Below are 12,169 nucleotides of genomic sequence, written 5' to 3' on the forward strand. Positions count from 1 at the left end.
GCGCACACCTCGCTACTTCGGGTCCTCCACCCGTACCTCCTTGCGGAGATCGGCCGCGATCCTGGCGGAGTCGTCCAGCGTCAGGGGCTTCGTCCCCTCGCTGGGCACCACCACGGCCACCGTGTCGAAGTCGGCCCACGCGCACAGCGGCAGCTGGCTGGGCTCGCCCTCGCCCGGGTCCTCCTTCGCCTTGATGAGCTGGCACTTCATGATGGCGTTCTCGAGGCCCTCGGGCGACTTCCGCTCCGGGGTGCCCACCACGAGCGCGTCACTGTCGCTGGTGCCCGCCGTCTCGCTCCTCTTCTTCAGGGTGCTGAAGAACGCGTCGACGGACTTCTCCGGGTCCTTCACCTCCCCGTAGGCGCCCAGCAGCTTCAGCTTCTTCGCGCCCCCGGCAGTGCGCCATTCCGCGTCCAGGCCCATGCCGCTCGTCATGCCGAACGCCTGCGCCTTCTCGCCGACCAGCGGTACCTCGCCGGAGTCCTCGCTCGCGTACTCGCCGAGCACGGTCTTGGGTGCGGTGAGCTTGTAGTCCTTGCCGTCGTCGGTGAGCTTGCCGCCGTCCTCGTCACTCCCCCCGCCGAGCAGCAGGACGCCCCCGACGATCGCCGCGACCACGACCACCGCGCCGATCACCAGGCCTGTCGTCTTTCCCTTGCCGCCGCCGCTCGGCGGGGGCTGCGGCATGCCGGGCATGCCGGGCGGCGGATAGCCCTGCTGCGGATAGCCGGGCTGCGGATAACCGGGCTGCGGCTGTTGTTGGGGGTAGGCGTAGCCGGGCTGAGGCGGCTGCGCGTACGGATTCGGTCCGCCCTGCGGCGGCTGGCCGGGCGGCGGACCTGGAGGCGGGCCGTACGGTCCGGGTGGCGGCTGGTTGTGACTCATGTGCTGCGGCCTCTCCCCATGCTGCTGCTTTCTGAACACACGTCAACAGGCATTACACAGCTGGACGCGACAAGCGGGTTCCAGCTGCGACCCCGGCAAGGATGCCAGCTTCACCGGCGGCTTTGATACCCGCGGGTACTGAATACCCGTGGGTATGCTACGGTCTGCACATGTCAGATACAGACAGTCATCGACACCCACCGGAGCCGGTCCCCCGCCTCCCCCGCGAGGAGGTACGCCGCCGGCTGCTCACCGCCGCCGGGCGAGTGTTCGCCGAGCGCGGCTACGCCGACAGCAAGCTGGAGGACATCGCCCACGCCGCCGGCTTCACCAAGGGCGCCGTCTACTCCAACTTCGGCAGTAAGCGGGAACTCTTCGGCGCGCTACTCAGCGAACGCGCCGAAGCCGAACTGGCCAGTGTGATGACCGGCATCGACGAGGCCGCGAACGTGTCCGCGCTCATCGATCAGGCCGCACGTCTGGTCGCGCAGCGGATCGTCCAGGACACCGTCAGGGGCCGGCTCGGCCTCGAATTCGCCACCCATGCCACCCGCGACGAGGAGACCAAGGCGGCGGTCACCCCCATGCGCCGCGCCCAGCGGGCGGCGGCGGCCGACGCCGTCCGGGCGGCCACCGAACGCGTCGGCATCAGACCGCCCATCGACCCCGAGTTGGCCGGAGTGATCCTGCACTGCCTGACCAACGGCCTGTCGATGGAGCATCTCGTCGACCCCGAAGGGATCGACGCCTCTACCGCGGAGCGGGCGCTGGGCGCCGTGCTCGGCTGGCTGACCGGGGAGGCATCGTCATGAAACGCAAGGAATACGTCGACTGGCTGCGGAACTTAGGGATCGTCTTCCTGTTCCCCTTCCACACCGCGCGAATCTTCAACGACAATCCAGAGTTTTACGTCAAGGGCCCGGAGAACGTCTTCTCCTCGGCCTTGGTCAACGTCTCCTCCTTCTGGTTCATGCCGCTGCTTTTTCTCCTGGCCGGCATGTCGAGTTATTACGCGCTGCGGAAGCGAGCGGCCCGGGGCTATGTGAAGGAACGCTGTCTGCGACTTCTGGTACCATTCCTCTTCGGCTGCGCTGTCATCGTGCCGCCGCAGGCGTACTACGCGATGAAGTTCCACCACGGCTATCGCGGCAGTTACCCCGACTTCCTGTGGTCCTACTTCACAGATTTCTCCGACTGGTCAGTGCTGACCTCGATCTCACCGGCGCATCTGTGGTTCATCCTCTTTCTCTTCGTCATATCGGTCACCCTGCTGCCCCTGATGCTCACGGTGATCCGGCGCCAGTACACGCCGTCCTGGCTGAACGACCCGGTCCTCGCGCTGCTCCCAGCGGCCGGCCTCGCGATGCTGTCCTTCCTGCCGGAGATCGGCGGGGAGAACATCTTCACCTACGCCGGATATGTACTGCTCGGTTTTCTCATCGCCACAAGAGATACGATCATCGACACCCTGGAAAGGGCCCGGCGCGGCTATCTGTGCATCTCCGTCCCGGGCGCCGTCGGGATTCTTGTCGAGAGATTCGCCAGAGGCAGCCAGACGGATCCGCTGTCCGCCGCCTGGCACTATCCGGTGTACTGGGCGACCCTGCTGGCCATGCTCGGGTACGGGAAGCGGTATCTGGACCGCGCATCAGCCTTCATGGACTATTTCAGCCCGGCGGCTTTTCCGGTCTATATCTTGCACCAGACCTATCTGATCATCACCGCGTACTATGTTCTGCGGACCGTGGAGCACAGCGCCATCGCCTTCGCGATCATCATGGTGCTGCCGCTCTGCCTCAGCGTCGCGAGCTACGAAGCCATCCGCAGAACGCCAGGGCTGCGGACCATGTTCGGCCTGCGGGCACACCAGCCGGCCGCCACGCTCCCGATCAGTTGAACTCCCGGATCACTTGACCTTTACACCGGTGTCAGTCCCTAGGGTCGCCTCATGACCACGCACACGACGACGCTCACGCAAGCGCCCATCTCCCTCTACGGCTTCCTGCGCCCCAAGCCGGAGCGCGCCGACGAGGTCAGGCAGCTCCTCTCCTCCCTCGTGGAGCCCACCCGCCAGGAAGAGGGGAACCTCCAGTACCACCTCCACGAGCACGAGGACGGCCGCCTCTTCCTGTACGAGCTCTGGCGCTCTCAGGAAGACCTGGACCGCCACAACGCCCAGCCGCCGCTCTCCGACTTCCTGGCCAATCTGCTCGACTACCTCGAAGAACTCCCCGAGGGCTACTTCAACACCATGATCAGCCACTACCCGCAACCATAAGGACGGCGGGCTTCGACGTACGCGGCCGCTCCGCGGAGATCACCGCGCCCGGATAGGGCGAACATCGCCCGTTCGTTCAGTCAGTGATGTACCAGTCGTCCTTCATGTACTCCAGGGTGCTGGTCCCGATCTCGTTTTCGGAGAAGGTGACAGATGCCTTGACCGCCGCGGCTGAGATGTCGAACTTGTCGGGGCTTCGTACGACGACCTTCTGCGGGTCGACCGTCGCGGTCTGCAGAGCCTTCTTCTGCGTGGGCGAGATCATCTGGAACGTGACGAGGAACGTGGACGTGCACGGACCGAACCCCTGATCCTCCGCCTGCTTCGCCGCGGGCCCGGCGATCTCGCAGACCGTCTTGATGTCCTCCCGCCCCACGGCGTGCAGGTACTCCTCGTACCGCCGGATCGCCCCTTCCTTCGTCCTGGGCGCGGCCTGGTCCGTGGGCTGATCTGAGGGTTGGTCCGTGGGCTGGTCCTTGGGCGGATCCGCCGGCTTCTTGTCGGCGGGCCCACAACTGTCGTTGGTGAAGATGCCCGGCAGCAGACGCCCCGGGTTCGGGCCCATCGGCCCGTTGAAGCCGCTCACATGCTGTTGCGAACCCCACCACCCGGCATACCCCCACCAGGGCTCGCCGTCGGCAGGGCGGACGTTGTCCCATGTGCGCCACTCGGTGCCCTTCGAGGTCCGGTCGAACGTGGTGTTCACCCGGTGGTATCCCTTGGTCGGATAGGAACCGTGTGAACCACGCGCCGAGTACACCGTCGGATGCCCGTTCTGCGGATCCAGGTCCGACCACTTCACGCTGCACGGATCGCCGCCGTGCTTCGCGAAGGTCACGGCCTCTGGCTTGCCGTCGCGCAGTTGGACCGCGACGCGCTCCCAGTCGCCCTCGTGCCTGTTGCCCGCGATCAGGTTGTTGTAGGCGTAGAAGAACCAGTACACGTACGCCGCGCGCTTCGGGTCGCTCTTGTGCTTGTGGTACTCCCAGTAGACCGGCGCGTCAGTGCCCTCGCCCTTGCGCACCTCCTTCGGCGGGTCGAGATAGAAACCGCCGCCGGACTCGGTCGAGGTGTGCCACTTCTCCCCGTGTCCTGGGCAGGACACCGGCTTGGACGACGACTTCCCCGGCTCCACGTCCGCGTGTTGGTAGGGGTTGTCCTTACTCCCCAACCGCCGCGGGTCGATCGGCTCGGCCGCGGGTCCCTCGTCACGGCACATGCCATCGTGGTCGAAGCGCAGCGCGGACCGCCCGATGAACCGCGTCGCGTCCATCGGCATCAGCGACTCCCCCTTGGCGAGCCGCACCAGAGGCGCGTACCGCGCGGCCTCGGCCGCGGTCCCCTTCGAGGGCTCCGCCCCCGTGTACTCCTTCTCCTTGTCCGGCCCGCACGCCACCAGCGCCACCGAAAGCGACACCGCCACGCCCACCATCGCCCGCATCCGACCCCGCACCGGCTCCCCCTTCGTTCGCCCGCCACCAGCCGACAGCACGTCAGGTCATCACGCGAAATCCGGCAGAACGGTTCCCGGCGCGGCGTCGACGGCGCGCGACGCCCGAGTCCCACACGGTGGCCCTCAGCAGTCGGCCGTCGCCGGCTGGAACGCGGCCGCGCCCGTTTCCCACGCCTTGGTCAGGTCGGCACCGTCCGGGAAACGGCCGTTGAGCTGGAGGACGACCATGCCGTGGGCGAACGCCCAGGCGGCGCGGGCAAGATCCTCGTCGCCGCCGCAGGCGCGGAGAAGAGGCGCGGCGGCGCGGTACTCCAGACCGGGCGGAAGCGCGGCGCGCGGGAGAGGGCGCTCAGTGGTGAGCCGGTAGAGGTGCGGGTGGGCCAGGGCATGCCGGCGGTAGGCCTCGGCAAGGGCCGGTACGGACCCCGGATCGGCGGCCTCGGCGGCCTCCAGTACCTCGGCGGTCTCCCACAGCGACAGAGCGATCAGCTCCGACTCCACCGCCGCCTTGTCGGGGAAGTGCTTGTAGAGGGAGGGGGCCTTGATGCCGAGGCGGTCGCCGAGCCGACGCATGGTGAGTGCTTCCGGACCCTCCTCCTCGAGCAGCGCCCGGGCAGCGCTCACGATGTCCCGGGCGCGCGGGGTGAGCCGGTCGGTGAATGGGTCAGCCACGCTGGAAGCCCTCCTTGGTGCGCGGTCCGTAGCCGAAAGCCCGATCGTACGAAATGTGGGCCATCCAGCCGCAGAGTGCCGCGAAGGCAGGCGCCCAGACGAACACACCGAACGTATAGACCACCATCAGGGCCAGCGGGACCAGCGGATGGTGGACGGCGTTGTAGTACGGGACCGCGCGCGGGAGGAGCCTGCCCCGGACGAGCCCGGCGGACGCCGCCTCACGGACACCGATCAGCATCGTCAGGTCGGGGGCGAGCAGGAAGGCGAAGGCGAGCAGACCGGCGACCCAGCCGTGCTTGACCGCCTCCAGTACGGCGAAGGCGGACCAGAACAAGGCGCCACCGAACCACGCGGCACGGCGGACCACGGTGAGCGTGCGGCGCGGGGCCGGAGTGACAGGGGTCGCGGCGCCCATAGGGGAGCCTCCTTCGAGATGCGTGGGCTAACACCGTTAGCCACAAAGCTAAGGCTAACGGCGTTAGCCGTCAAGGACGACGCCCCGCGCATGGATGCCCGCGTCGGCGCTCAGCCGCGTTGGCGCTCAGCCGCGTTGGCGCTCAGCCGCGCCGCTCCTCGGCCTTCGGCGGCGCGAGGGCGAACCACACGGCTTTACCGGTGACGCCCGCGTCCTTGTCGGTGTAGTCGACAACCCCCCAGTCGTCCGAACACGACTCGACGAGCGCCAGCCCCCGACCGCCCTCGTCGTCGACCTCGGCCCGCACGGGCTGGGGCAGGGTCGAGCCCGAGTCCCTGGCGTTGCCTCCAGTTGACGCGACGGTCTCCCCGGAGGCACGTAGCGGGAAGGACTCGCTGGGGTTGATCCAGCGGCTCCTCTATCCCCTGCTCCAGGAAGGGCACTCATGTCTCAGCTCAGGTGGCAGAAGTCAAGCTTCAGCGAGGGCCACACCGACGCATGCGTGGAGGTCGCCACCGACCCCACCGGCACCCCCCACCTCCGAGAAAGCGACGACCCCCACACCGTCATAACCACCACCCCCACCGCCCTCCGCGCACTCCTCCGAACGATAAAGACCGGCGCCCTCGACCGCCCCGGCCGCTAATAACCCCCCGCTCACCTCACAGCGGTACATTCGTCGGATTCGGTCAAGTCCCCCACCCCAGGGGCCCGACGAAGTCTTGGAGCCGCCGTGCGCGTTGTCCTCGCCGAAGACCTCTTCCTCCTGCGGGACGGTCTGGTCCGGATGCTGGAGGCCTACGACTTCGAGATCGCGGCGGCCGTGGACACCGGGCCCGATCTGACTCGCGCGCTGGCCGAGCTGAAGCCGGACGTCGCGGTCGTGGATGTGCGGCTGCCGCCGTCGTTCACGGATGAGGGGCTCCAGTGCGCGCTGGCGGCGCGGCGGGCGCGGCCGGGGTTGCCGGTGTTGGTGCTGTCGCAGCATGTGGAGCAGTTGTACGCGCGGGAGCTGCTGGCCGACGGGAGCGGCGGGGTCGGGTATCTGCTCAAGGACCGGGTCTTCGACGCCGATCAGTTCATCGACGCGGTGCGGCGAGTGGCGGCGGGCGGTACCGCCATGGATCCGCAGGTGATCTCGCAGCTGCTGAACCGGCGGTCGCAGGACAAGCCGATGGGGAACCTGACGCCACGCGAGCGGGAGGTGATGGAGCTGATGGCACAGGGGCGGTCCAACGCGGCCATCGCCACGCAGCTGTTCATCACCGAGCGGGCGGTCGCCAAGCACACCTCGAACATCTTCGGGAAGCTGGGCCTGCCGCCGTCCGACGACGACAACCGCCGAGTGCTGGCCGTGCTGGCCTATCTCGACCGGGGGCATGCCCAAAGCTGAACCCTGTCCGTACCCCCGCCTCGCACGGCACGAACTCGTCCCGGAGCTGCTGGCGTTCGCCCACAGGACTTTGTGGTGAGTATCGGACAGCGACACGCCGTGGTGTCGGCGTGTCGCTGTCCGATACTCACCACAACTCAGGCTTCGGTCGCCCCCCGCGGGGAGCTACTGTTCAAACCCATCCGCGCCTGGTGGCTTCGACGCCGGCGTGGAAGCGGCTTTTGGCCTGGAGCGCGGCGAGGAGGTGCTGTACGCGTCGGCGCACGGTGCGGGTGGTGATGCCGAGTTGTCTGGCGATGGCCTCGTCCTTCATCCCGGCGGCGAGCAGGGTCATGACTTCGCGTTCTTCTTCGTTCAGTCCGGTGGGGTCGCCGCCTATGGGGACGGCCCGGCTCCAACTGGTCTCGAAGAGCATCACCAGGCCGTCGAGGAGCGGGGAAGAGCGCAGGTGGAGGGCTTTGGCGTTCTGCGGTTCGTGGTCGAGCGTGATGACAGCGGTGGTGCGGTCCGCGATGGCTCCCCTGAACGGAAGGTCGGGGTGGATGCGGGCCCGGAGTCCGCCGATCGAGGCGCGCTGGGCGCTCACCTCCGGTGTGAGGCCGTCGGGGTCACAGAGCTGGCGGAAGGTCACGCCTCGTTGCAGGGTCTGCTTCTCCATGCTTCCGGTCTCACCGGCGACGTAGGGGGCCGTGTCCCACATGAGGATTTCGTCGCGGGCGTCGCGCAGGAGCTGGTGGTAGCGGTGCCCTACGTCCTCCCAGGCGTCCAGCTGATCGAATGCGCGCTCGCCGCGGTCGGTGCGCCGGGAGCGGCGGTAGGCCTCGTGAAGGTGCGGCAGCGAGCCTCGGACCTGGAGCAGTTCGGTTTCGTGTTTGAGGACCAGCGCTCGCAGAGCGCGATCAGGGTCGGCCGCGGACCATCCGGCGCCGGAGTCACCGGCCGTGGCCAGGACGTTGGCGCGAAGGGCAAGGCCGTTGGCGCGCAGCCAGTCGAGGAGGGTGGTTGTGGACTCGATGGTGCGCCCGGTGTCGTGGGCGAGGTCGGATGTGGTGGCTGTTCCGCGGTTGAGGAGGGCGAGGTAGAGCGCCTCCGTGCCGTCCGGCATCCCGAGGCCGGAGAGTGCCGACAACTCCCGAGGCATCGCGGCCCTTTCCTCTAGCGGACAGAATCCGCTTGCTGACGACTTCAGTTCCTAGTCATGAACAGGACACTTGCGACAGCATCCTCCGGTAACCGGGCCGGTGCGTCCAGCAGCCCGGGCCGAAGGAGGAATTCTCTATGAGAGACCCCGGAAGACTCCGCGCGGCGACCGTACTCATGGCCGCCGCCGCGGTAGTTGCGGGAACGCTCGTGGCCGGGCCGGCCGCTGCCGACCCCGCACCGGCCGGCCGGCCGGCCAAGCCCGGTTCAAGCCCGCAGGCGATGGCGAAGCCCGTCCGGACCACACTGATCACCGGCGATGTCCTGACCGTGCGCAGCATGAACGGGAAAAAGACGATCAGCGCGGACAGCTCCGGTCCCTCTCAGGGCATCGTGACGCTCTACGAGGAGAACGGCCACACCTACGCCATCCCCTCCGCGGCCCAGGCCGGTGTCAACGGCGGCCGTATCGACCGCGAGTTGTTCAACATCGACACCTTGACGACCTTCGGGTACGGCGCGTCCGAGCCGGTTCCCGTCATCGTCGACAACCAGGACAGCGCCAAGGCTCCGACGAAGCCCTCTCAAGCGGAAGGGGGCCGTGCGCTCAAGAGCATCAACGCGCTCGCGGTCACGGTGGCCAAGGACAGGGCGGAGAGCTTCTGGCGCGGCTACGACAGCGCGAGCGACCTGCAAAAGCGCGGCGTGGAGCGGATCTGGCTCGACGGCAGGGTCAAGGTCGACCTCGCGGATTCGGTTCCCCAGATCGGCGCACCGGACGCGTGGAAGGCCGGGTTCGACGGCAAGAACGTCACGGTCGCCGTCCTCGACACGGGCGTCGACGCCACCCACCCGGACTTGAAGGGACGGATCTCCCAGAGCAAGGACTTCACCGGCGGGACGGACGCCGTCGACCACTTCGGGCACGGCACCCATGTCGCCGCGACCGTGGGCGGCAGCGGCGCGGGCAACGGCGCCAAGGGAGTCGCGCCCGGCGCCGACCTGGTGGTCGGCAAAGTCCTCGGCGACGACGGCTCCGGCACGTTCAGCTCGATCATCTCCGGTATGGAGTGGGCCGCCCGGAACGGGGCCGACGTCATCAGCATGAGCCTGGGCAGCGACACCCCGGACAACGGCAGCAATCCGATGAGTGCGGCCGCCGACGAACTCTCCGAGGAAACCGGCTCGCTGTTCGTCGTCGCCGCGGGCAACTCCGGCCGCCGCACCATCGGCAGCCCCGCCTCCTCGAGCGCCGCGCTCACCGTCGGAGCCGTGGACAAGGCCGACGCGCTCGCCCCGTTCTCCACCCGCGGGCCACGCAGTGGTGACTACGCGGTCAAGCCCGAGATCTCGGCACCCGGCGTGAACATCCTCGCCGCCCGCGCCGCCGGCACCTCCATGGGCACCCCGGCAGGCGACCTCTACACCTCCGCCAGCGGCACCTCGATGGCCACCCCGCACGTCGCCGGCGCCGCCGCGATCCTCAAGCAGCAGCACCCCACCTGGACCGCCCAGCAGCTCAAGGCGGCCCTCGTCACCACTTCCAAGCCGGGCGGCTACCAGGTCGCCGAAGGCGGCGCCGGGCGCGTCGACCTGACCCGGGCCGTGTCCCAGAACGCCTACGGCACCCCCGCGGCGCTGAATCTCGGCGCGATCCGCTACGCCGAGGACGGCGACTACAAGCCGGTCTCGCGCGAGATCACCCTGCACAACACCTCCGGCACCGACCGTACGTTCACCCTCAAGGACACGGGCGTCAATGCCGCCGGCAAGCCCCTGCCGGACGACGCCGTGACCGTGTCCGCCGCCTCGGTCACGGTGCCGGCGGGCAAGTCCGCCGACATCACCGTCACCGCCGACCCGAACCTCCTGGCCCGGGACACGCATTACAGCGGTCGGTTGTCGGCCACGGCCGAGGACGGCACCACTGTCGTCTTCCCCTTCTCCTTCCTCATGGAGAAGCTGATGTACGACGTCACCATCAAGGGCATCGGTGCCGACGGTGTCGCCGCCGGCGGCCCCAGCCAGGCGTATCTGTTCCAGTCGGATATCCCGATCCGCACGGCCTCGACCTTCGACGCCCAGGGGGTCGCCCGCCTGCGCGTGGCACCGGGCACGTACAAGATGTACGCGAACATCTTCACGCCTGACGCCGACCGCAACTGGATCGACGAAGCGACGGCGGCCTTCGACTCGTCGGTGACCGTCGACCGCGACCTCACCTTCACCCTCGATGCCCGCAAGGCGACCGACGTCAAGGTCGACACCGGCCGCACCACCGAGTGGCGCGGCGGCGCGTTCACGTACAACGAGTTCGTGCTCCTGCTGCCCGGGAGCATCAAGAGCATCTCGACCCTGCCCTCACCCGGCGACGAGAAGACCGGCTTCGAACTCTTCTCCTCCCTCACGGCCCCCGTACTGACCGCGAAGGCGAAGACCCACAAGCCCCTCACTCTCGCCCCCACCCAGCTCGACGGCGCCAGGAAGTTCAGCGGCCACCGTACGCTCACCGTCGTCGACGCCGGGACCGGAACGGCCGAGGAGTACCGGAGGATCCGCGCCCGCGACAAGCTCGCCCTGGTCACCCGCAGCACCGACGTGCCGATCTCCGAGCAGATCAACACCGCGGCCGAGCACGGCGCCGCCGCCGTGGCCGTCGCGAACGACACTCCCGGCCGACTCGTCGCCCCGGCCGGCTCCACCGCCGTACCCGCCTTCGCCCTCGACGGCGAACAGGGCGAACGGCTGACCGCGGAGGCAGCCAAGCGCACCGTCCGTGTCGAACTGAAGGGCACCCCCTACAGCCCCTTCCAGTACGACCTCGTCAATTCGGCGCGCTCGATCCCCGAGAACGGGCTGAAGTTCGCCGTGGACAAGACCAACACCGCACGCATCGACGCCAACTACTACGCCCACGCCCAGAAGGAAGGAAACCTGCTTCAGGCGACCGGTCACGTCGGCGGCCTGTTCTACGCCTCCACCACGGTCCCGATCCGGCTGGGCACCGCACGCGAGGAGTACGTCACCGCCCGCCCCGAGGTCGACTACTGGACGGGAGTCGACATCGCCGGCTCCGACGGCGTCGCCGTCTTCGACACCGGCTGGCACGACTTCGCCCCTGGTGAACGGCGCGCGGTCGACTGGTTCAAGCAGGTCGCCAACCCCACCCGAGGCGGGACCTGGATGGACCAGGGCTATTCGTCGGCTGTCGGTGACTACCTCTCCGTCGGTGCCATTCCGTTCCCCGACGGCGAGTCCTCGCACCTGCCGGTCGCGGTCTGGAACGACAGGATGTCCGTCGTCCTGTACCGCGGGGAGAAGGAGATCGCCCGCAGGGACGACTACTTCTTCACGACCTTCTACGTCGATCTCGAACCGGGCACCTACCGGGCGGTCCAGAAGATCGACCGCGATGCGCCCGGCTGGGAGTTCTCCAGGTCCGCCACCACCGAGTGGACCATCAACGTCACCAAGACGGGCATCGTCAAGCAGATCCCGATGCCCACGCTCTCCTACGACATCGACCTCAACCTGCGCAACCAGGCCAAGGCGGGCAAGAAGCTGCCCATCACCGTCAACGCCACGCTGCCGCCGAACGCCGACGGCAAGGTCACCCAGGTCAGGACCTGGGCCTCCTACGACGACGGCGCCACCTGGACCCCCGTCGAGCTGAGCCCGTCCCAGGACACCGGCAAGTACACCGGCACCCTGCGCCTCCCCCGCGCCTCGGCAACCCCCGGCTACGTGACGCTGCGCACCGAGGCCACCGAAGCGTCCGGCAACACCATCGACCAGACCGTCAAGCGGGCCTTCGGTCTCGAGTAACCGCTCACCACAACATCACCGCCGCGGGATGCCTTGGAGTGACATCCGGAGGCGTCCCGCGGCCTTGGCGGCGCTCGGACCCATACGGGTGGACACCCCGTACGC

General features: G+C 68.3%; 12 protein-coding genes. 6 read left to right on the plus strand and 6 right to left on the minus strand.

All coding sequences use genetic code 11. The annotated features are described in order from the left end of the window. Positions 1 to 12 precede the first annotated feature (12 nt). Complete coding sequence (locus ACZ4WQ_RS02350; RefSeq protein WP_468021924.1) at positions 13 to 885, minus strand: hypothetical protein; 873 nt, start codon at positions 883 to 885, stop codon at positions 13 to 15. A 170-nt stretch (positions 886 to 1,055) separates the two neighbouring features. Here ACZ4WQ_RS02350 and ACZ4WQ_RS02355 point away from each other — a divergent pair, with 170 nt between their 5' ends. Genes ACZ4WQ_RS02355 through ACZ4WQ_RS02365 form a run of 3 tightly spaced genes read left to right on the plus strand, consistent with a single transcriptional unit; the run spans position 1,056 to position 3,163 of the window. Next, on the plus strand, positions 1,056 to 1,697 hold the full coding sequence (locus tag ACZ4WQ_RS02355; protein WP_385347196.1) for a TetR/AcrR family transcriptional regulator: 642 nt from the start codon (positions 1,056 to 1,058) through the stop codon (positions 1,695 to 1,697). Continuing rightward, positions 1,694 to 2,782, plus strand: a complete 1,089-nt coding sequence (locus ACZ4WQ_RS02360; protein WP_398370027.1) for an acyltransferase family protein — start codon at positions 1,694 to 1,696, stop codon at positions 2,780 to 2,782. The genes ACZ4WQ_RS02355 and ACZ4WQ_RS02360 overlap by 4 nt, the downstream gene beginning before the upstream one ends. A 51-nt stretch (positions 2,783 to 2,833) precedes the next feature. After that, the gene (locus ACZ4WQ_RS02365; protein WP_311730023.1) at positions 2,834 to 3,163 is read left to right on the plus strand and encodes a putative quinol monooxygenase; all 330 of its coding nucleotides are present in this window, start codon (positions 2,834 to 2,836) and stop codon (positions 3,161 to 3,163) included. A 76-nt stretch (positions 3,164 to 3,239) separates the two neighbouring features. On the opposite strand, the gene ACZ4WQ_RS02370 is transcribed toward ACZ4WQ_RS02365, so the two are convergent. The 4 genes from ACZ4WQ_RS02370 to ACZ4WQ_RS02385 all read right to left on the minus strand — a co-directional run bounded on the left by ACZ4WQ_RS02370 (position 3,240) and on the right by ACZ4WQ_RS02385 (position 6,013). Beyond that, positions 3,240 to 4,616: a PT domain-containing protein gene (locus tag ACZ4WQ_RS02370; RefSeq protein WP_468021925.1), complete on the minus strand. Its 1,377-nt coding sequence runs from the start codon at positions 4,614 to 4,616 to the stop codon at positions 3,240 to 3,242. Positions 4,617 to 4,739: 123 nt separating this feature from the next. After that, entirely contained in the window at positions 4,740 to 5,288 is a 549-nt protein-coding gene (locus tag ACZ4WQ_RS02375) for a TetR/AcrR family transcriptional regulator (protein WP_311730025.1), read from the minus strand. Further along, entirely contained in the window at positions 5,281 to 5,706 is a 426-nt protein-coding gene (locus tag ACZ4WQ_RS02380) for a DUF4260 family protein (protein ID WP_311730026.1), read from the minus strand. The genes ACZ4WQ_RS02375 and ACZ4WQ_RS02380 overlap by 8 nt, the downstream gene beginning before the upstream one ends. Positions 5,707 to 5,848: 142 nt before the next feature. Beyond that, a complete protein-coding gene (locus ACZ4WQ_RS02385; protein WP_385347203.1) occupies positions 5,849 to 6,013 on the minus strand; it encodes an ATP-binding protein in 165 nt (54 codons plus the stop codon). Positions 6,014 to 6,151: 138 nt separating this feature from the next. Here ACZ4WQ_RS02385 and ACZ4WQ_RS02390 point away from each other — a divergent pair, with 138 nt between their 5' ends. Together ACZ4WQ_RS02390 and ACZ4WQ_RS02395 are read left to right on the plus strand one after the other, a co-directional pair. Next, positions 6,152 to 6,352 carry a DUF397 domain-containing protein gene (locus tag ACZ4WQ_RS02390; RefSeq protein ID WP_385347205.1) on the plus strand — a complete coding sequence of 67 codons (201 nt, stop codon included), beginning with the start codon at positions 6,152 to 6,154 and terminating at the stop codon, positions 6,350 to 6,352. A gap of 87 nt (positions 6,353 to 6,439) precedes the next feature. After that, positions 6,440 to 7,099 carry a response regulator transcription factor gene (locus ACZ4WQ_RS02395; RefSeq protein WP_311730030.1) on the plus strand — a complete coding sequence of 220 codons (660 nt, stop codon included), beginning with the start codon at positions 6,440 to 6,442 and terminating at the stop codon, positions 7,097 to 7,099. A 172-nt stretch (positions 7,100 to 7,271) separates the two neighbouring features. Here the strand turns inward: ACZ4WQ_RS02395 and ACZ4WQ_RS02400 are convergent, their stop codons facing one another. Further along, positions 7,272 to 8,240, minus strand: a complete 969-nt coding sequence (locus tag ACZ4WQ_RS02400) for a helix-turn-helix transcriptional regulator (RefSeq protein ID WP_468021926.1) — start codon at positions 8,238 to 8,240, stop codon at positions 7,272 to 7,274. A 281-nt stretch (positions 8,241 to 8,521) separates the two neighbouring features. Here ACZ4WQ_RS02400 and ACZ4WQ_RS02405 point away from each other — a divergent pair, with 281 nt between their 5' ends. Next, positions 8,522 to 12,064 (plus strand): S8 family peptidase, encoded by a 3,543-nt coding sequence (locus tag ACZ4WQ_RS02405; protein ID WP_468021927.1) that lies wholly within the window; start codon positions 8,522 to 8,524, stop codon positions 12,062 to 12,064. The last annotated feature ends 105 nt before the right edge of the window (positions 12,065 to 12,169 follow it).

Source organism: Streptomyces sp. NPDC028305 (assembly GCF_055569495.1).

Coding starts and splice junctions, on each gene's coding strand:
- ACZ4WQ_RS02350 (WP_468021924.1), bottom strand. CDS start 885: ATGAGTCACAACCAGCCGCCACCCGGACCGTACGGCCCGCCTCCAGGT.
- ACZ4WQ_RS02355 (WP_385347196.1), top strand. CDS start 1,056: ATGTCAGATACAGACAGTCATCGACACCCACCGGAGCCGGTCCCCCGC.
- ACZ4WQ_RS02360 (WP_398370027.1), top strand. CDS start 1,694: ATGAAACGCAAGGAATACGTCGACTGGCTGCGGAACTTAGGGATCGTC.
- ACZ4WQ_RS02365 (WP_311730023.1), top strand. CDS start 2,834: ATGACCACGCACACGACGACGCTCACGCAAGCGCCCATCTCCCTCTAC.
- ACZ4WQ_RS02380 (WP_311730026.1), bottom strand. CDS start 5,706: ATGGGCGCCGCGACCCCTGTCACTCCGGCCCCGCGCCGCACGCTCACC.
- ACZ4WQ_RS02390 (WP_385347205.1), top strand. CDS start 6,152: ATGTCTCAGCTCAGGTGGCAGAAGTCAAGCTTCAGCGAGGGCCACACC.
- ACZ4WQ_RS02400 (WP_468021926.1), bottom strand. CDS start 8,240: ATGCCTCGGGAGTTGTCGGCACTCTCCGGCCTCGGGATGCCGGACGGC.
- ACZ4WQ_RS02405 (WP_468021927.1), top strand. CDS start 8,522: ATGGCGAAGCCCGTCCGGACCACACTGATCACCGGCGATGTCCTGACC.